At 63.2% G+C, this 18,147-nt stretch carries 15 protein-coding genes and 1 tRNA gene; 6 read left to right on the top strand and 10 right to left on the bottom strand.

The window, feature by feature from the left end; all coding sequences use genetic code 11:
• Nucleotides 1–51 precede the first annotated feature (51 nt).
• Nucleotides 52–2,418 carry a putative bifunctional diguanylate cyclase/phosphodiesterase gene (locus K3136_RS04405; protein WP_221431685.1) on the top strand — a complete coding sequence of 789 codons (2,367 nt, stop codon included), beginning with the start codon at nt 52–54 and terminating at the stop codon, nt 2,416–2,418.
• Nucleotides 2,419–2,424: 6 nt separating this feature from the next.
• On the opposite strand, the gene purQ is transcribed toward K3136_RS04405, so the two are convergent.
• Nucleotides 2,425–3,102 carry a phosphoribosylformylglycinamidine synthase subunit PurQ gene (gene purQ / locus K3136_RS04400; RefSeq protein WP_221431684.1) on the bottom strand — a complete coding sequence of 226 codons (678 nt, stop codon included), beginning with the start codon at nt 3,100–3,102 and terminating at the stop codon, nt 2,425–2,427.
• Entirely contained in the window at nt 3,102–3,335 is a 234-nt protein-coding gene (gene purS / locus K3136_RS04395; protein ID WP_221431683.1) for a phosphoribosylformylglycinamidine synthase subunit PurS, read from the bottom strand. Before purS ends, purQ begins: the two co-directional genes overlap by 1 nt.
• A 296-nt stretch (nt 3,336–3,631) precedes the next feature.
• On the opposite strand from purS, the gene K3136_RS04390 reads away from it, so the two are divergent.
• Nucleotides 3,632–5,866 carry a TonB-dependent receptor gene (locus K3136_RS04390; protein WP_221431682.1) on the top strand — a complete coding sequence of 745 codons (2,235 nt, stop codon included), beginning with the start codon at nt 3,632–3,634 and terminating at the stop codon, nt 5,864–5,866.
• Nucleotides 5,867–5,926: 60 nt separating this feature from the next.
• Here the strand turns inward: K3136_RS04390 and K3136_RS04385 are convergent, their stop codons facing one another.
• A complete protein-coding gene (locus K3136_RS04385) occupies nt 5,927–8,794 on the bottom strand; it encodes a M16 family metallopeptidase (protein ID WP_221431681.1) in 2,868 nt (955 codons plus the stop codon).
• A gap of 139 nt (nt 8,795–8,933) precedes the next feature.
• Between K3136_RS04385 and K3136_RS04380 the strand changes: the two genes are divergently transcribed.
• A complete protein-coding gene (locus tag K3136_RS04380; RefSeq protein WP_221431680.1) occupies nt 8,934–9,815 on the top strand; it encodes a diacylglycerol/lipid kinase family protein in 882 nt (293 codons plus the stop codon).
• A gap of 145 nt (nt 9,816–9,960) precedes the next feature.
• Nucleotides 9,961–10,836: a hypothetical protein gene (locus tag K3136_RS04375; RefSeq protein ID WP_221431679.1), complete on the top strand. Its 876-nt coding sequence runs from the start codon at nt 9,961–9,963 to the stop codon at nt 10,834–10,836.
• Here K3136_RS04375 and purC read toward each other — a convergent pair.
• A complete protein-coding gene (purC, locus tag K3136_RS04370) occupies nt 10,826–11,632 on the bottom strand; it encodes a phosphoribosylaminoimidazolesuccinocarboxamide synthase (protein ID WP_221431678.1) in 807 nt (268 codons plus the stop codon). The genes K3136_RS04375 and purC overlap by 11 nt on opposite strands.
• A 208-nt stretch (nt 11,633–11,840) precedes the next feature.
• Between purC and K3136_RS04365 the strand changes: the two genes are divergently transcribed.
• Nucleotides 11,841–13,520: a hypothetical protein gene (locus K3136_RS04365; RefSeq protein WP_221431677.1), complete on the top strand. Its 1,680-nt coding sequence runs from the start codon at nt 11,841–11,843 to the stop codon at nt 13,518–13,520.
• Between the two features lie 37 nt (nt 13,521–13,557).
• On the opposite strand, the gene K3136_RS04360 is transcribed toward K3136_RS04365, so the two are convergent.
• Nucleotides 13,558–14,868: a cation:proton antiporter gene (locus K3136_RS04360; RefSeq protein ID WP_221431676.1), complete on the bottom strand. Its 1,311-nt coding sequence runs from the start codon at nt 14,866–14,868 to the stop codon at nt 13,558–13,560.
• A 77-nt stretch (nt 14,869–14,945) separates the two neighbouring features.
• On the opposite strand from K3136_RS04360, the gene K3136_RS04355 reads away from it, so the two are divergent.
• Nucleotides 14,946–15,845 (top strand): phosphoenolpyruvate carboxykinase (ATP), encoded by a 900-nt coding sequence (locus tag K3136_RS04355; RefSeq protein WP_221431675.1) that lies wholly within the window; start codon nt 14,946–14,948, stop codon nt 15,843–15,845.
• Nucleotides 15,846–15,855: 10 nt separating this feature from the next.
• Here K3136_RS04355 and K3136_RS04350 read toward each other — a convergent pair.
• The 5 genes from K3136_RS04350 to infA all read right to left on the bottom strand — a co-directional run bounded on the left by K3136_RS04350 (nt 15,856) and on the right by infA (nt 17,971).
• Nucleotides 15,856–15,931, bottom strand: a tRNA-Phe gene (locus K3136_RS04350).
• An 88-nt stretch (nt 15,932–16,019) separates the two neighbouring features.
• Nucleotides 16,020–16,199, bottom strand: a complete 180-nt coding sequence (locus K3136_RS04345) for a DNA gyrase inhibitor YacG (protein ID WP_221431674.1) — start codon at nt 16,197–16,199, stop codon at nt 16,020–16,022.
• Nucleotides 16,192–17,139: an Rne/Rng family ribonuclease gene (locus K3136_RS04340; RefSeq protein ID WP_221431673.1), complete on the bottom strand. Its 948-nt coding sequence runs from the start codon at nt 17,137–17,139 to the stop codon at nt 16,192–16,194. Before K3136_RS04340 ends, K3136_RS04345 begins: the two co-directional genes overlap by 8 nt.
• Entirely contained in the window at nt 17,132–17,707 is a 576-nt protein-coding gene (locus tag K3136_RS04335; RefSeq protein WP_221431672.1) for a Maf family protein, read from the bottom strand. The genes K3136_RS04340 and K3136_RS04335 overlap by 8 nt, the downstream gene beginning before the upstream one ends.
• A gap of 18 nt (nt 17,708–17,725) precedes the next feature.
• Nucleotides 17,726–17,971 (bottom strand): translation initiation factor IF-1, encoded by a 246-nt coding sequence (gene infA / locus K3136_RS04330; RefSeq protein ID WP_007163491.1) that lies wholly within the window; start codon nt 17,969–17,971, stop codon nt 17,726–17,728.
• Nucleotides 17,972–18,147: the final 176 nt, after the last annotated feature.

Below are 18,147 nucleotides of genomic sequence, written 5' to 3'. Positions count from 1 at the left end.
TCCGCTCTATCCTTTACCCGGAAATAACCTTTCCTGCGTAATTCGACATGCGTGAGCGACTGGAATTTCAACGCGCCCAATGAGGCCACCCCGCCGACCACGCGGCAGGTAATCGGTCTGGATGATCCAGAAACCGGTGACTGGGCACGTGTGCATGGCAGGCAGTATTCCCTCGTCGCACAACGCGCAGGGACGCGTGTCACCCTACACGCCATTGCGGCGCTCATTGTCACATGGCTGTGCAGTGGAAGCGTCGATCTGCTGTCCCTCCAGGCATGGGGCGCCGCGCTGGGCTTCACCGTGATGATTGCTTTCGCCAGCGATTACCGCCTGCGGGATGCCGAGGACCGGCTGTTCACGCGGACCGAGATGCGCAACCACGCCATAGTGGCTGGCCTCAAGGGAGTGGTCTGGTCGCTCGGCCTGTGCATTCTCGTGGCCTTGGGGGCAGGGGGGCAGATTGCCTCGATCTGGGGCGCAATCGCATTCCTCATCCTCGTGAGCGTTGCCAGCCGTTTCAGCGCGCCGCTCAGTTCGATCGCCTTTACTATTACGGCCTGCGCCGGCTCGTTCATCGCTGCGCTCGCAACCTTCAATTTCGGCCTTGCCCTGCTGATCGCGCTCAGCGCCGGCTTTGCTGTCTTCGGCCTGATCGAATCGGCCCGGCTGGCATTCGAAGCCCGGCTTGCGGACCTCGAAATGCAGGAGAAGAGCGAAACCGTCTCCATGCTCCTGCGCGAATTCGAGGAAGGCCAGGCCGACTGGCTCTGGCAGATCGATACCAATCGCCGCCTGCGCTCTGTAAGCCCGCGCTTCGCCTTTGCGCTCCAGCGCGACACGGCGGATATCGAGGGCAAGTCCTTCCTCCAGCTTATCTCCGGAGACGGCTGGAAGAACGGCGAATTCCCGCAGAGCCTGCATGAACTGGCCGACAAGCTGAAAGGTAAGGAAAGCTTCTCCAACCTCGTCGTCAAGGCCATGGTCCGCGGCGAGGTGCGCTGGTGGGAACTGTCCGGCACGCCGATGTTCGACGAAGACGGCGAGTGGCACGGTTTCCGCGGTGTCGGCTCGGACGTCACGACCCAGCGCGAGAGCACCGAGAAGATCGAATTCCTCGCCCGCTACGATCCACTGACCCAGCTTCCCAATCGCCTCCAGCTGAACGAGGCGCTGGGCAAGGCGCTGACCTATGCCGAACAGTGGCGCACACGCTGTGCCTTCCTGATGATCGACCTCGACCGGTTCAAGGCGGTGAACGATTCACTTGGCCATCTGGTCGGAGACCGCATGCTTGCGCAGGTCGCCTCGCGCCTGAAGCCGCTGATGGACGAAGGCGAACTCGTCGGCCGCCTTGGCGGGGACGAATTCGGCGTGGTCATCCGCGACGCTGCCGACCGCCGCCGTGTAGATACGCTTGCGAAGGCAATCATCGCTGCGCTCACCACACCCTTCTATATCGACAACCACGTGCTCTACGTCGGCACCAGTGTCGGTTCGGCGATCGGTCCGCGCGACGGCCATTCTGTCGAGGAACTGCTGCGCAATGCCGATCTCGCGCTCTATCGCGCCAAGGACGAGGGCGGCGGCACGCATTGCGAATACGAACCCTCGCTGCACTCCAACGCCGAAGAGCGCCGCCAGCTCGAGGTTGCGCTGCGCACGGCCCTGGAAAAGAACGAATTCGAGCTCCACTACCAGCCGGTGGTCGACACGCTCGATGAAAGCGTGGTCAGTTTCGAGGCGCTGGTGCGCTGGAACAGCCCCGAGCATGGCAACGTAAGCCCGGTCAAGTTCATCCCAATCGCCGAAGATACGCGCCTGATCGTGCCGATCGGTACCTGGGTCATGAACGAGGCTTGCCGCGAGGCCGCAACAAACTGGCCTGAAGACGTGAAGGTCAATATCAACGTCTCGCCCGAACAGCTGGTAGAGCCCGATTTCGCCGGAACGGTGGTTCGCGCCCTGTCACACAGCGGGCTCGATCCCTCGCGGCTCGAGATCGAAGTTACCGAAAGCATCTTCATGCGCGATGCGGCTGTTGCGCGCAAAGCGCTGGAACAGTGCATGGCACTGGGCTGCTCGGTCGCGCTGGACGATTTCGGCACCGGCTATTCCTCGCTCGGTTACCTACGCAAACTCAAGTTCACCACGATCAAGGTCGATCGCCTTTTCGTGCAGGGCGCGGCGCAAGACAGTCCCGAAAGCCTCGCGATTATCCGCGCCGTGGTGGCAATGGCCGACAGCCTCGGCATGACCACGACCGCAGAAGGCGTCGAGAACGAGGACGAGGTCGAAATGATCCGCCGTCTCGGCTGCACCAAGATCCAGGGGTATCACTTCGGCAGGCCGATGCCTGCGGACGAAGCCCGCAAGGTCCTGAAGCGCCGCGGTTTCGACGAGAAGCGCAAGAGCGCCTGAGGCCGGTCAGGCGCTGGCGAGCGCCTTCATCGCACCTTCGAACAGTGCAAGCCCATCGGTCCCGCCATGCGCTGCATCTACGGCACGTTCCGGGTGCGGCATCATGCCCAGCACATTGCCCGCCTTGTTGAGCACACCGGCGATATCGCGGCGCGACCCGTTGAGGTTGTCGGTGTAGCGGAAGGCCACACGGCCTTCGCCCTCGATCCGGTCGAGCGTTTCTTCGTCGGCGAAAAAGTTGCCGTCGTGATGCGCCACTGGGATGCTGATTTCCTGCCCTGCGGAATAGCCGCCGGTGAAGATCGACTGCGCGTTCTCCACTTTCAGCCCGGCATTGCGGCAGATGAAGTGCTGGCTGGCATTGCGCATCAGCGCGCCCGGAAGCAGCCGCGCCTCGGTAAGGACCTGAAAGCCGTTACACACACCGAGCACCGGCACGCCGCGATCGGCGGCACGGATCACTTCGCGCATGATCGGGCTGTTAGCGGCCATCGCGCCCGAGCGCAGGTAGTCGCCATAGGAAAAACCGCCCGGCAGGGCGATGAAGTCCAGTCCGTCGGGCAGCTGTGCATCGCCGTGCCAGACGCGAACCGGAGCCGTGCCCGAGACCTGTTCCAGCGCCACCGCCATGTCGCGGTCGCAGTTGGAGCCGGGGAAGGTGATGACGGCGCTGCGGAAAGCCATCAGCCGAGCTTCTCGATTGTGTAGTTTTCGATCACCGTATTCGCGAGCAGCTTCTCGCACATCTCGGTGAGGGCGGCATCGCTCGTATCGTCGGCAACATCGAGTTCGACTGTGCGACCGATGCGGACGTCGTCGACACCGTTGAAGCCGAGACCTTCGAGCGCATGGTGGACCGCGCGGCCCTGCGGGTCGAGCACGCCGGGCTTGAGGCTGACGAGAACGCGGATTTTCATGGGCGGCCTTTCAACTGGATCGCAGTGGGTCTGCTTTGCGCGCGCCTATGCCGCGAGAGGGCCACAAGAGCAAGAGACGAGCGGGATCGCCCCACAATCAGGCACTTGCAGGACACGGGCGCCTGCAGGGCCTGTCACCGCAATGCAACATTTGCTCAGAACCGCGCAATTCTGCGGCTTACCGACTCGCGTTCCGCGACATTTCGGCTACAGGGCGCGGGTCAATTCACTCCTCCCATCCCACCAACCCGCGCCGCGCATGGATTCGGCGCCGGGCCAAAAGGATTTCCTCTCCCATGATTGACCGCTCCCTTACCCTCCGCCTCCTTTCCGCCAGTACGCTGGCTCTCGCCTTCGCGCAGCCTGCCATCGCGCAGGATGTCGATAGCTCCGACACCGAAGCAACCGGTGCCGAGCAGGCCGACAACGGCGCGCTCGACGTCATCGTCGTCACCGCCAACCGCCGCGAGGAAAACCTGCAGGACGTTCCCGTCTCGGCAGCGACCATCTCCTCCGACGCAGTCCAGAACATCTTCGCGGCCGGTGGCGACACCACCGCGCTGGCCGGCCGCGTCCCGGGCCTGTTCGTCGAAAGCTCGAACGGCCGTGCTGCACCGCGCTTCTACATCCGCGGCCTTGGCAACACCGATTTCGACCTTGCCGCCTCGCAGCCGGTCTCGGTCGTCATGGACGACGTCGTCCTCGAAAACGTGACGCTCAAGAGTTTCCCGATCTTCGACGTCGAGCGCATCGAAGTCCTGCGCGGCCCGCAGGGCACGCTCTTCGGTCGCAACACGCCTGCAGGCATCGTCAAGATCGACACCGTGAAGCCGGGCGACGAATTCGCCGTCACCGGTTCGGCCAGCTACGGCAGCTTCAATTCGGTTTCGATCGATGGCGGCGTGACCGTTCCGATCGTGCCGGGCATTGCCTCGGTCCGCCTGTCGGGCCTGTGGCAGCAGCGCGACAACTGGGTCGACAATGGCTTCACCGGTGAAGAAGACGCCTATGGCGCCTACAGCGACATCGCCGGCCGTGCGCAGATCCTCATCACCCCAACCGATCGCCTGTCGATCCTCGGTAGCTACTCGGTCCGCGATCTCGACGGCACTTCCACGCTGTTCCGCGCCAACATCCTCGGCCCGGGCACGAACGACCTCAACGAGAACTACGACCGCGACACCGTCTTCTACGACGCCGGTGCAGGCAACCAGGCAAAGTACAATGCCGAGATCGCGACCGGTAAGGTCGAGTACGAAGCCGACTTCGCGACCTTCACCAGTATCACCAGCTTCGCCAACAGCGAAGGTTCGAGCCGCGGCGACATCGACGGCGGCTTCGGTGCCAGCTTCCTGCCGTTCATGGGCCCGGGCTTTATCCCATTCCCCTCGGATACGCAGGACTCGATCACTCTCGACCAGTTCACGCAGGAAGTGCGCATCGCTTCGCCCAGCGGCGGCACTTTCGAATGGCAGGTCGGCGGTTTCTACTTCGACAGCGATTTCGACGTGACCACGGTCGGCTTCGATTTCCCGCCGTCCGTGACCGTGAACCACACCAACGAAAGCTGGGCCGTGTTCGGCCAGGCGACGACCGAAGTCACCGAAGCCCTCAAGCTGACCGCAGGCATCCGCTACACAGAAGACGAGAAGGCCTTCTTCGTACGTGACGCAGCCGATCCGCAGGCACGTTCTGTTTCGGACGAGCGTATCAGCTGGGATGTCGCTGCATTCTACGAACTGAGCCTCGACGCCAGCGTCTACGCCCGTGTCGCAAGCGGCTTCCGTGCACCGACGATCCAGGGCCGCGACGTGGCCTTCTTCGCTGCTCCGTCGATCGCCACCAGCGAGAAGATCATGAGCTACGAAGCCGGCTTCAAGTCGGAGCTGTTTGATCGCCGCGTGCGCTTCAACCTCGCCGGTTACTACTACACGATCGACGATCCGCAGTTCTCGGCAGTCGGCGGCGCGGACAACCTCGTGCAGCTCGTCAATGCCGACAAGGGCCGTGGCTATGGTTTCGAGATGGACAGCGCGTTCCAGATCACGCCTGACTTCCTGATCACGCTGGGTGCCAGCTGGAACGACACGAAGATCCAGGACGAAAACCTTGCCGTGGGCATCTGCGCCCAGTGCACCGTGCTCGACCCGATCGTGAACATCGCCGGCACTGACCGCGCGCTGGTGGACGGCAACCCGTTCCCCAACGCTCCGGAATGGATCGGCGACGTCAGCGCCCGCTATGCGATCCCTGTCAGCTCGACCGGCGAAATCTTCGCCTATACCGACTGGACTTACCAGGGTGAGACGAGCTTCTTCCTCTACGACAGCTACGAATATGTCACCGACCCGCAGATCGAAGGCGGTCTGCGTATCGGTTACGCCAAGTTCGACGGCAGCCTCGAAGTTGCGCTCTTCGCGCGCAACATCACCGACGAGGACAATGTGAAGGGCGGCATCGACTTCAACAACAACACCGCTTTCGTGAACGACCCGCGCGTCATCGGCGTGTCGGTTCGCTTCGACTACTAAGTCGAAACGCGAAACCGAAATCCGAAGGGGCCGGGAGGGGAAACCTTCCCGGCCCCTTTTCTATTCGGTGTCCACCAGGCTCTGGTGGATGATGCGTATGCGAAGGGCCTCGTCGTCGCGCAGATACTTCGCTGCGGCTTCGCGGAGCATGTCCGGGCTAATGGCAAGCAGCCGCTCTTCGTAATCGCGATAGCGGCCGAGCCGCTCGGCGCGCAGCTGGGATTCGCTAAGCATTCCCAGCCAGTAGCTGTTCTCGCGACGGCTCTTTGCCAGCTGTTCCAGCATGGGCTTTCGCGCTCGTTCGAGAAGGTCGTCATCGACCGGCGCATCCCGCAGGCCCGCCGCGATGGCATCGATGGTTTCGAACACCGTTTCCGCATCTTCGGGCGCGATGACCACGGAGGCTGAGAAGCTTCCGAAGCCGTCGTAGGTGTCGCTCATAGCCGAGTTCGCACCCGGCGAATAGGATGCGCCCAAGTTCTCGCGGATCTCTTCGAGCAGTTGCAGGCGCATGACTGATGCCAGGAGCCGCATGGTCGCCTCTTCCTGCGCATCGTCATCGTCGGTCGTCGGCCAGTAAACCTGCGCCAAGGCCTGATCCTCTGCGCCTGCATGGCTAAGGGTCACCGGTGCCTTGCGCGACGTGAAGGACACCTGCCGTTCTTCGATAAAGGGCTGCAAGGTCTCCGCCCGTTCGGGCAGTGCGCCGAAAGTGCGTGCAACGGCAGCGATCACGGCTTCTTCGTCGATCTCGCCGACAACCGAGATCTCGATGGGTGCGGATGCGAATTGTGCACTTGTGAGCGCGCGCGCCTGCTCCAGCGTGATGGCATTGAGCGCCGCTTCCGACGGGATGCCGAAACGCGGATCGCCATCGGTGATGACCTGCGGCAGTTCGAATTGTGCCACCCCCTGCGGCGTGGCGTCGGCACGCGCGAAGAAGGGCGGGAGCAGCGCCTGCCAGCGGGTCAGTGCCTCCTCGCGGAAGCCGGGATCGGTGAGATAGGCCGTGGTCAGCTCCATCTGGAGCGGGAGGTCCGCCATGGTTGTCGCCCCGCCGACGCGGAACTGGTCGCTTTGTGTCGACAGGCCGTTCGACACGTCGCGGCCGGCCATGATCTGGCGCAGCTCGTCATAGCTGTGCTTGCCGAGCCCGCCGGAATCGAGCGAGGTCGAGATAAACATTCCGGTGCCGACAGCGTCGTCGGGTATCGACAAGAGGCCCGACCCGATGCGGATGTTGAACCGGACGCGACCCTTCTCGAAGTCCGTCGCCTTGAGGTTGAGGCGGACGTTGTTGGCAAAACGGATCTGGCGAAAGCCGAGATCCTCGACCGTCTCATCGGCGACGATCGACCCGGGCGTGCCGAAATCGGTATAGGCAAACTCTACGGTCTCACCGCCCTGCGGCGCTTCGACCGGGACCGCGCGGGAGGCGTCGAGGACGCTCAGTATGGCGCTTTCTCCCCCCTCTATCGCTTGCTTGGTGCTGACATGCACCAGTGGCGCGGACAGGGCGTAATCCTCGCGGAAAACTTCGGCGACGGCTTCGGGCGTGACCTCCCCGATCATGTCCTGAAACAATTGCCAGCTCGTCTGCGGGGTGACGAAAAGACGACCGGTCTTGGCAGTCGACAGGATCCCGCCTGCGAGAGACCCGCTGCGGCGCGTGTCCTGCTGCTCGGCTGCGGTGCGATACACGCGGGTGAAGTTGGCGACCTGCTCGGCCAGCTCGGCATCGGTAAAGCCATGCTCGATCGCGCGGCGCCATTCCTGTTCGCCGACCTGCAAGGCTTTTTCCCATTCGCCCTCCTTAGCCTGCACGGTCATGGTCGACTGGTCGTAGAGATCGAAGAAGTCGCCGGATGATATGCCGCCGGAAATGATCGGCGCATCCGGCGCGTTGGCGATCTTCTCCAGCCTGCGATTGACCATCGCTCGGCCAAGCGAGGACAATAGTGAGCGCTTGAAATCGGCCTGCCTGCTCTCACGCCGATCATGAGGGGCGAAACGGTCGATCACCACGATATGTTCGACATCGGGATCGACGAAATTGGCCGCGGCGGTACCGCGATCGAGATCGATTGTACCGCCTTCGATACGCTCGATGGCGTCCGGCTGCGCCTCCCAGTCGGCAAAAGTCTCGACCAGTTTCTCGCGCACCAGAGCCGGATCGACATCGCCGACTATCACCAGCGCGGCATTGTCCGGGCGGTAGTAGCGCCCATAGAGATCGCGCAGCCTTTGCGCCGGGGCTGCGTCGATATTCTCGACCGTTCCTTCCGCACGGAAGCGGGCCGAATAACGGGTTTCGGGGGCAATGAACTGGAGATAGTCCCTCAGCCGCCGGATCGAGTAATTGTTGCGGGTACGCGTTTCGGACTGGATCACCCCGCGCTCACGATCGACCGCGTCTTCGGCGATGGTCAACTCGCTTGCCGTCTCGCGCATCAGCATCAGCGCGGTGTCGAGCAATTCGGGATCGTTGCGTGGCAGGTCGAGCCGGTAGATCGTATCCTCGAAGCCGGTCGATGCATTGGTGTCTGCACCGAAGGCCAGCCCCTCGCGTTCGAGAAGCTTGATCATCTCGCCTTCGGGGATGTTGGTCGATCCGTTGAAGGCCATGTGTTCGATGAAATGGGCAAGGCCGAGCTCGTCGTCCTCTTCATCCACCCAGCCGACATCGAAGCCGAAACGGATCACCACGGTTTCTTCGGGCCGCTCGTTCTGCAGGATCGCGTAGCGCAATCCGTTGTCGAGCACGCCATATTCGACCCGTCCATCGGGCGCGATGTCGTAGATTGCATTGCCCCAGGCGTTTGTGGCAGCCGCTTGCTCCTGCTCCACACCGGTTTCCGCCTGCGCAACACAGGGCAGCGTGAGTGCCAGCAAGGGCAAGGGTGCAAGCACCCGCATCATGGTCTTCATTAACAGTCCTCTCCAACTCGCAGGCATAGCAAGGGCAGGCATGACTGCAAGCTGACCGAGCGGTGCACTCTGCCAAGCTGCGAGAGGCGTCGACGAATGCGAATTTGTCTTTCCCGCTCCTTGCGTTAGGGCTTGACCGATGACCGCAGTCGATCTCGTCTATAATCCCGTGTCGGGAAGCTTCAGCCAGGCTCACCTCGATGCTCTCGTCGCGGCATTGGGCGAACAGGGTTTCGCCGTCACGCCCATGCCGACCACCGCCGAGGGGGCACGGCTTTCGGGCACTGCCGAGCTGGTCTGCATCCACGGCGGCGACGGGACCTTGCGCGACACGGTGCAGGCCCTCGGCGAGGCGGCGGGTGAAGTGCCGCTGGCAGTCGCGCCATCGGGCACAATCAACCTCGTCGCGCGCGAACTGGGTTATGCGCGCAAGCCTTCAGCCTTTGCTAAGCAGGTGGCCGAGGGCTGGGCCAGGGGTAGCGGCGGCTGGGTCCGCGCGCCGCTTTACCGGCTGGGCGAAATGCCGATCGTTTCCTGCCTTTCGATCGGGCCCGACAGCCATGCGGTCGCCCGCGTTTCGGGCAAACTGAAGAAGCGCATCGGGCGCTATGCCTATGTCGTGGCGATGGTCCAGCAGATGAGCGAATGGCCACGCAATGCGATGACCGTGCGCGGCGAGCTTGCCGATGGCGAGCTATTCACCTGCGAGGCCGAGGCGGCAATCGTTTCGGGCGCGGCGCTCTATGCGGGGCCCTTCCAGCTGAGCCCCGAAGCCGCGCTCGCCGCCGACGCGGTAGAGCTGATCACCCTTGAACGCTCGACCCGGTTCAGCACCATGCTGCTCAGCCTTGCGGTCATGCTGCGCCTGCCGCTCGACAGGTTCGCAAAGGCACAGATCCGCAGCTGCCGGAGGATCGAATTCGACCGCTGCGTCACGCCCGTCCAGGTCGACGGGGACCACATGCCGGACTGCGCATACGCCATCGCACCTAGCGGGATGACGCTGCGCTACGTGGTGTGATAAGCTTGGATATATGATAGCGAAGCAGATCAGATGCATAGCGGCTTTGCCGATTGCCTTGGCAGCATTGTGGGCCGCCCCGGTCGCAGCATGTGTCTTCACTGTGCCGTTTGAGGCCGAGGTCGTTTACGATCCGCCGGCCGGCATGACCGATCCTGTCGAAATCGCGCAGTGGAAGGCCGAGCGGGCGGCTTTTGCCGAAGCCTATGAAAGCGTCTGGCAAGAGCAGAAGGTCAGAAAACGGCGCTCTGCGCTTGCCGACCTCGCCGCGCAAACAGAGGGAATGGCCCCCAGAGATCTTGCCGAAGATCTCGCGATCAATCTCACGCCGCCGCTGAAACCTGCCTTCGCGAACACCGATTCTTGTGGCGGGATCAGCGGCCCGCCCGTTCTCGACCCGGCTGGATATCATTCTATCGCCGGTTTCGAGGCTATGGCCGTCGAACGCGGACTGTTCGAAGATCCTGCAGACGCTAAGTTCATTCCGAGGCGCGTGGTCCGCGAGCTGGCTCGTTCACGAGGCAAAGGTGATCTGGGCGGTTGCCTCGTCGAAGCGCGGAGCAAGGTCGCCGACGCTTTGCTGCTCCGCTTTTCGCGGCGCGACCTCGTTCGTGCGCTCGCAACCCTACGTGAGAATGGCTTCGACCGCGTGCTGGATGACGGCAAGCACCATTCATACAGGCGTACGGGTGATTTCCGGCTGCTGGCCTTTGTCGACGGTCGCTCGGGAGCGCTGGAATTCAACAGCCGCGCGGGAGCAAACGAGACCTTTTGGGGAGATTCCGCGCGTCAGGAGCTCGCCGCCGAAGAGAGGCGGCGAGTGAGAGGTTTCTTTTCCGAAGACGAGTTGGGGCGCGCGCTGATCGAGGAAGTCCAGTCGATCGTTGCCAACGGCACCGAAGCATGCCCGCAATCGATGCAGGCCGAGGAGCGCTTCTGGATGCAGGTCCGCGAGCTAGCCCTTGCGAACAAGGCCAGGCGCCTAGAGCGCCGCGCGCAGCGAACGGGCCCTACTTCTTAGTCGGTTTGGCCGGCGTGCGCAGGCGGCCGCGGTGGGCGCTCATGTCGAGCACTTCGCCCGGCCCGTTATCCTCGTTCTGGAGGATTCCGAGGCGGCGCGCGACTTCCTGATAGGCTTCGCTTTCACCGCCGAGATCGCGGCGGAAGCGGTCCTTGTCGAGCTTTTCGCCGGTGTTGATGTCCCACAAGCGGCAGCCGTCGGGGCTGATCTCGTCGGCGAGGATCGTGCGGCTGAAATCGCCGTCCCAGATACGGCCGAATTCGAGCTTGAAGTCGACGAGGCGGATGTCGATCGCGGCGAACATGCCGCACAGGAAATCGTTGATGCGGATGGCCATGCTGGACATGTCCTGCATCTCTTCATGGCTGCACCAATTGAAGCAGGCGATTTCTTCTTCGGAGACCTTGGGGTCGCCCAGCGCATCGTCCTTCAGGCAGTATTCGATCAGCGTGTGCGGCAGCACCTCGCCTTCCTCGACGCCGAGGCGCTTGGTCAGCGAACCGGCAGCGACGTTGCGCACCACGACTTCGAGAGGAATGATCTCGACCTGGCGGACCAGCTGTTCGCGCATGTTGAGGCGGCGGATGAAATGCGTCGGAATGCCAATATGCGACAGGCGGGTGAACACATATTCGCTGATGCGATTGTTGATCACGCCCTTGCCGTTGATCGTGCCCTTTTTCTCCGCGTTGAAGGCGGTCGCGTCATCCTTGAAATACTGGATGATGGTGCCCGGTTCGGGACCCTCGTAAAGGATCTTGGCCTTGCCTTCGTAAATCTGGCGGCGACGTGCCATCTCTGCATTCCTTCGCGCGTAAAAGACAGCGCCCCGGTGGGTGGAATCGGGAAGGATCCGCACGGCCCGGGGCGATTGGCTGCCGCTTACCGGAAGGGCGGGCCGAAAGCAATTGTCGGCGGTTCGCTCACGTAGGACAATTTGCGCTTTCCTACCGCGAATTCGCGCCAATACCTGCCGTGCTCCTTGGAACAGTCAGGAGCAGCACATGACAATCGTTACGACACGCGCAGATGCGATCGGGCAGGACTTTAGCGGTTCGGACATGATCGAGACGACCGGTTTCGCGAATGCAGGCGACGGAGGCGAGGGGCGATACTGCCTCATCGATCCGGCGAGTTATTCGGGTGCACCTGCAGATGCCGGCCCTGGCACGATCGAGTGCCTCAACGGCTGGTACCGCCTGATGGGCGCAGAGCTCTACATCGAACAGTTCGGCGCCAGCAGCAGCGGAGTGAACCAGGCGGCCGCAGATGGCACCTCGGGCCTCGACAACGGTCCGGCCATCAATGCCGCGATTGCCTTTGCGTCGGCCAATGGAGCGAGCCGGATCGGTGCGCGCGGCAAGGGGCGTTTCGGGGTCGGGACGAAGATCGTGCTCGACGACGAAAGGCTGACCTTCGGCAACGGCATCTCGCCGTTCAGCCTCGATCTGGTCGCGCTGACGACCAACAGCTTCATCAGCGGCGAGGGCATCGTCGAGGTCACCAAGAACCGCGCTTCGCTCGACGGCTTCTGGCTGCGCATACCGAGCGGTGTCTGGGATCAGGAAACGCAGACCGGAACGCAGGTTTCGGGCGTGAAGACAATCGGGACCAGCGGCAACATCTACCATAACCGCGTCTGGAACGTCGAAGTCATCGGCGGGTACAAATCCTTCGACCTGCAGGGGCTCGAGGGCGATTTTCGCAAGACCCGCGCCAGGGGATCCTTCGCATTCGGCTATCACGTGACGGGAGCCGATAACGAGTTTTCACCCAGCTGCACCGCGGCCGATGGCGATATCGGCTTCTACAACAGCTCGGGTGCGGAAGGCGCGATGCATTGCGTGCGCAACCGGATCAATTTCCACCTCGATGGCGGGCTTCCCACGCGGATGTTCTGTTTCGACGATACGCCGCTCGAAACCGGCATCTGGGCAAGGAACCTGCGCGGCGCCCATATCCTGACCTATCACGGCAAGGTCGGCCAGCACGCTAATGCCGGTGCGACGGCGCATTACGTGAAGCTGGAGCGGTGCCGTCACTGCACTTTCGAGAATGTCGGGACCTATCGCGCGCAGGATGCCGCGACGCTCGCGGTGTCGGCGGACGCGTACTTCCTCGATATTCCGTCCGAGTGGAACGGCGATCCGTGGTCCAGCGTGCGCAACCGCTTCACCGGATACCGGCTGGACGATACCGAGATTGCGCAGGATGCAGCCACTCTCCGGCGCGTGGCGCGCAACGTTTTCCAAGGCTGCGAAGGGACGCATGTTGCGCGTCTTGTCGGCGACAATCACCAGCTGGTTGGCGAGGGTGTCTCGCTCGCCGCCGGTGCAACAGCCTCGTTCGAGCGATATCTGTCCCGCAAGCCCGGGGGTGCCCATCCGCACATCCTCCGCGTGCTGGGCAAGGCCATCGTCTCGCGCAGCGAAACCCAGGATGCCCTGGTCGGCATTTCGCTGAGGGTGCCGATCCTCGACGGTACTGCGACCAGTTTCGCCGGTACCGCCAATGTCACCGAGGTCGAACAGGCAGGCAGCGGCAATTTTGCCGTGTCGATCTCCAATGTGGTTTACGATGTGGTCGACAACCGCATCCGTTTCGACCTGACCGGGCCTGCCAATTTCGACAGCAAGTGCGAAGTCGTGCTGACCGATGTCCTGTGCGACAATGGAGCCTTCTAGCGATGTGCTGGCGGGAGGGGCCGCTGGTCCCTCCCGCCTAGTGCACGGTCTCTTTCCCGCCGTCCTCCTCGACGGCAGGGGCTTGATCGTGTTTCAGTTTCTCGATCAACCGGCCTAGCGTTGCCCGCTGGACAAGTACGCTGAAGAGCACTGCGGCAAAGGTCGCGGCAAGGATGAGGTCGCGCGTTTCGCCCGGCGGCAGCGACAGCGCCAGCGCAATCGAGATACCTCCGCGAAGGCCACCCCACCACAGCACGCGGCCCGCGCCCTTGTCCTGCAGGCGCGCCGCAGGGATCGTCTTGGTCGACACGAAGATGCCGACTGCGCGTGCGGCCAGCGTCAACGGAATGGCGAGCAGGCCGAAGAGCAGCGTGTCCGTGCCCGCCACCAGCACGATCATCTCGAGCCCGATCAGCAGGAACAGGACAGAGTTGAGGAGCTCGTCGAGCAATTCCCAGAACTTGAGCACATAGTCGCGCGTCACGTCGCTCATCGCATAGGTGACGCCGTGGTTGCCGATCAGCAGGCCTGCAACCGCCATGGCCAGCGGGCCGGAAATGTGGAGGTAACTGCACAGCGCATAGCCGCCCATCACGACTGCAAGCGTGATCAGCACCTCGAGCGTATATTCGTCCATTCCCGCAAGCGCACGATAGCCGAGATAGCCGGCGACAAGACCGACGAGAATCCCGCCGCCCGCTTCGATAGCGAACAGTTCGGCGCCCGCAATAAAGGAGAAATCGTTTCCGCTCACCGCGGCGCCGAGCAGGATGATGAAAATCACGATGCCCACGCCGTCATTAAACAGGCTCTCGCCCGCCACCGCGCTTTGCAGCGACTTGGGCACGTTCTCTTCCTTGAGGACGCCGAGCACGGAAACCGGATCGGTCGGGGCAATCAGCGCGCCGAAAACGAAGTACCAGATCGGCGCGATGGACAGGCCGAGCAGCATGCCCACGCCCCACATGGCGAGGCCTACCAGCACCGTCGAGATCATGACGCCGACCGTGGACAGCAAGAGCACGGGAAGCCATGCGACCTTGAGCCGGTCGAGATCGACATGCAGCGCGCCCGCGAAAAGCAGGAAGCTGAGCATCCCCTGCAGCAACGTGTCGGTGAAGTTCATCTGGCGAAGCGTGTCTGCCACCCAGTCATCCAGAGTGACGCCGGGGATGAACGCATTGGCGAGCATCAGCCCGATCGCGGCAATCGCGCCCATGACGGTGAGGCCGATGACATGCGGCAACCTGATGAAATGATGGTTGAACCATCCGAGCAGGGCGGAGGCGACAACCAGCAGTGCGGCGATGTCGAAGGCGGAGAGCGCGGTCGCGGTTTCTTCGTGCATGGCCGAGGAGATAACGCGAGCGTCGCAATTGGCAATGCTTGCGTGTTTTCATCCGCTTGGGCAGCTAGGTGCGCGTCATGCCGTTTCCCTTCCACTATCGCCATTCGGGTCTCGTCGTCGCTTCGGCACTCGAACTGCCCGAGTGGGAGGCGTTTGGCTGCGATCCGGGCGGGGAAGCGGATGTCGAAATCGCGATATCGGACGAACCCTGTCCCGACTGTCCGACCGATGGCAGCGTTGCGGTGGGCGAGGCGCTGCGCTTCGCAGTGGAGGGTATTGGCGGATGGCAGGTCGAGGGAGGCCGCCGGATCACCCTTCATCCCGGGCTGACCGCCGCTCCGCCGGAATTGCGCTTGTTCACGCTCGGGAGCGCATGGGGCGCGCTCGGCTACCAACGCGGCTTTGCCATGTGGCATGGCAGTGCGGTGGCCCGAAGTGGCCGGGCTATCCTGTTCTGCGGCGATGCTGGGGCGGGCAAGAGCACGATGGCGGGCGCCATGCTCTCGCGCGGTAGCAGTCTGGTCGCAGACGATCTGAGCCGCATCGAGCCGGGAGAAGAGCATGCGCTGATCCATCCCTCGTCCGCACGGATCAAGCTGTGGCGCGAAGCGATCGGCCATTTCGGCTGGGAGGAGCGTATCCTCCAGCGCGATTACTACCGCGAGGACAAGTTCCATTGCAGCTCGTCCGACCACCTCGCGGGCGAGGCGGCTTTGCCTCTGGTCGCTATCGTTACTCTTGAAGAGGGCGAGCAGGTGTCGCTTGACAGGCTGGCCGGTGCCGAAGCTCTCGGAGCGGCGATGAAGCAGACGATGTACCGGCCCGAGATGATCGAAGCGCTCGGCACATGGGGAGAGCAGGGCGCACTGGGCGCGCAGATCGCGGCGAAGTGTCCGGTCTATCGACTCACAAGGCCAAAAGACTTCGATTCGCTGGCACGCGCATGCGGGGCTGCCGAAGGGCTTTGGGGCGGTTGAGTGGGGAAAGTGGTGCCCGGGGACGGATTCGAACCGCCGACACTGCGATTTTCAGTCGCATGCTCTACCAACTGAGCTACCCGGGCTAACCTTCGCTGCGGCCTCTCGTGGGGCGCTCCAGCGGTTGGAGTGCGCGCCTATGGCGAAGCGCAGAGCGCTTGGCAAGGGGCTAATTCAATCGTCCTGTGGCTTGATCACTTCGGCAGCGATTTCTTCGGGCAGGGCAGTGCGGCCGGGCACGGCATATCCATCGCCGAACCACTTGGCGAGATCGCGGTCGCGGCAGCGCGTGGAGCAGAACGGCGCGTGTTCCTGGCTACGCGGCTTCTTGCAGATGGGGCAGGGCTTACTCATGCCCCACGATCTGGGCAGAGGCAGCTTCGATGGCAAGACCCGGATCGGTCTCTATCCGCAGTGGCCTTCCGGTGCGGCGCTCCACCTCGGCCAGCCATTCGGGCTTGAGCTTCGCCTTGAGCGCGGGATGCACGGTCAGCAGCGTCACGCCGGCACCTTCGACCGTTTCGGCCCGCCGCAATGCCATGCGCGCTGCCATGCCGGTACGCGAAGTGGCGAAGCGGTGGAGAAGCGAGGGACCTTCCAGCCGCGCGACCATTTGCACGAAACCGAAACCGTTCATCGCGGTGCGCTCGTGCGGCCAGCCATCCAGCGCATCCTCGAGCGCCACGTCGACCGCCTTGCGGTCCGCTTTGGCCTCCAGCGTGGGGAAGTCGATCCCGATCGAACCGCCAAGATCAAACTGGCGGATTGCCTGCGCGATAGGTGCGACCGAAGCCACCGCCAGCGGGCGCGGATCAAGGTGGCCGTCGATATCGACCAGCGTCATGGCAGGCGTCACCGCGAACAGCAGCGATCCGCCATCGAAGGCGATCTCGCCCGTGCTGGCTGCATGCCAGACATCTTCCCAAGCACCGGACGGAAAGCGATGCACGCGCTTGCCCGTCGCGAAGACATCCTCCGCAGGTCTGACTGAAGTGGCAGGACGCGCGGCTGGCAGTTTGTAACGGCCACGCTCGGTCATGGCGGCACGGGTCACGACTAGGTCGATCTGCGCACCCTCGTTGGCGTCGCGCGGGAGCTTGTCGACGAGCACCTCGCGCCCTTCGGCGGTCAGTGCTGTTCCACGGGTGCCTTTCTTCGTGACGAGCTTGGCCTGGAGGCTCTGTCCTGAATGCAATTCGCCCGGCCAGCGGCATTTGGCCGCCAGTACCTCGTCACCGTCGATCAGGATCGCGCGTGTTTCGCCGACGCCTTCCTCGACCAGCCACTCAGGCAATTTCGAAGCCTGCTGCTTTGAGGAGCGCGCGTGTTTCGTAAAGCGGGAGGCCAACCACGCCCGAATGGCTTCCCTGGATACGGGAGATCAGCCCTTCCGCGATGCCCTGGATGGCATAACCGCCAGCTTTGCCGTCCCATTCGCCGCTGGCGATATAGGCGTCGATCTCTTCGGCGGAGAGGCGCTTGAACATCACCACCGTCTCGCTCAATCGCTCGCGCACCGAACCGTCGGGAGCGCGTAGCGCAATGGCCGACAGCACGCGGTGTCGGCGACCGGAAAGCAGCTCGAGGCACTTGCGCGCCGTCGCCTCGTCTTCCGCCTTGGGCAGGATCCGGCGACCGGCGGCGACCACCGTGTCGCCTGCCAGCACGAAGCCGTCATCGCTGGCAGCCGCTTCAGCCTTCTCGCGCGCCATGCGTTTCGCATAGTCGCGTGGAAGTTCGCCCTTGGCAGGCGTTTCGTCGATATCGGCGGGATTGACGGCATCCGGCGTCAGCCCGAGCCGCGCGATCAGTTCGCGGCGACGCGGGCTGGCGGATGCAAGGATGAGCCTGGGCGCGGCCACGAAAGCTCGAACTACGGCTTACTGTGGGCCTGGGCCGCCGCGACCGGGCATGAAGCGATAGGTGATGCGCGCCTTGGTCAGGTCGTAAGGCGTCAGTTCGCAAAGCACCTCGTCGCCCACCAGCACGCGAATGCGGTTCTTGCGCATCTTGCCGGCGGTGTGGCCGAGTACCTCGTGGCCGTTCTCGAGCTCGACGCGGAACATGGCGTTGGGCAGCAGTTCCACAACGCGCCCGCGCATTTCGAGAAGTTCTTCTTTGGCCATTCGATTCCTTAAATTCGTGCAGTTGGTCGATTTGTGTCGCGCGCCCATAGCGTCAGGCGGGATAAAAGGGAAGACTTGGGCATTCAGGACGAGGCAATGCCGCTGCGACGAAATGTTACACGGCAAATGCTTGTTAGGGACTGCTTCTTCGTCGACACGCCGGTCGAGGGGGCCAT

Source organism: Qipengyuania gelatinilytica (genome assembly GCF_019711315.1).
Lineage (GTDB): Bacteria > Pseudomonadota > Alphaproteobacteria > Sphingomonadales > Sphingomonadaceae > Qipengyuania > Qipengyuania gelatinilytica.
This window is presented reverse-complemented; position numbering and strand designations above follow the sequence as displayed.

Excerpts from the sequence above, each read along its gene's own strand:
- purQ (WP_221431684.1), bottom strand. The coding sequence starts at position 3,102 with ATGGCTTTCCGCAGCGCCGTCATCACCTTCCCCGGCTCCAACTGCGAC.
- purS (WP_221431683.1), bottom strand. The coding sequence starts at position 3,335 with ATGAAAATCCGCGTTCTCGTCAGCCTCAAGCCCGGCGTGCTCGACCCG.
- K3136_RS04390 (WP_221431682.1), top strand. The coding sequence starts at position 3,632 with ATGATTGACCGCTCCCTTACCCTCCGCCTCCTTTCCGCCAGTACGCTG.
- K3136_RS04385 (WP_221431681.1), bottom strand. The coding sequence starts at position 8,794 with ATGAAGACCATGATGCGGGTGCTTGCACCCTTGCCCTTGCTGGCACTC.
- K3136_RS04380 (WP_221431680.1), top strand. The coding sequence starts at position 8,934 with ATGACCGCAGTCGATCTCGTCTATAATCCCGTGTCGGGAAGCTTCAGC.
- K3136_RS04375 (WP_221431679.1), top strand. The coding sequence starts at position 9,961 with ATGACCGATCCTGTCGAAATCGCGCAGTGGAAGGCCGAGCGGGCGGCT.
- purC (WP_221431678.1), bottom strand. The coding sequence starts at position 11,632 with ATGGCACGTCGCCGCCAGATTTACGAAGGCAAGGCCAAGATCCTTTAC.
- K3136_RS04365 (WP_221431677.1), top strand. The coding sequence starts at position 11,841 with ATGACAATCGTTACGACACGCGCAGATGCGATCGGGCAGGACTTTAGC.
- K3136_RS04360 (WP_221431676.1), bottom strand. The coding sequence starts at position 14,868 with ATGCACGAAGAAACCGCGACCGCGCTCTCCGCCTTCGACATCGCCGCA.
- K3136_RS04355 (WP_221431675.1), top strand. The coding sequence starts at position 14,946 with ATGCCGTTTCCCTTCCACTATCGCCATTCGGGTCTCGTCGTCGCTTCG.
- K3136_RS04345 (WP_221431674.1), bottom strand. The coding sequence starts at position 16,199 with ATGAGTAAGCCCTGCCCCATCTGCAAGAAGCCGCGTAGCCAGGAACAC.
- infA (WP_007163491.1), bottom strand. The coding sequence starts at position 17,971 with ATGGCCAAAGAAGAACTTCTCGAAATGCGCGGGCGCGTTGTGGAACTG.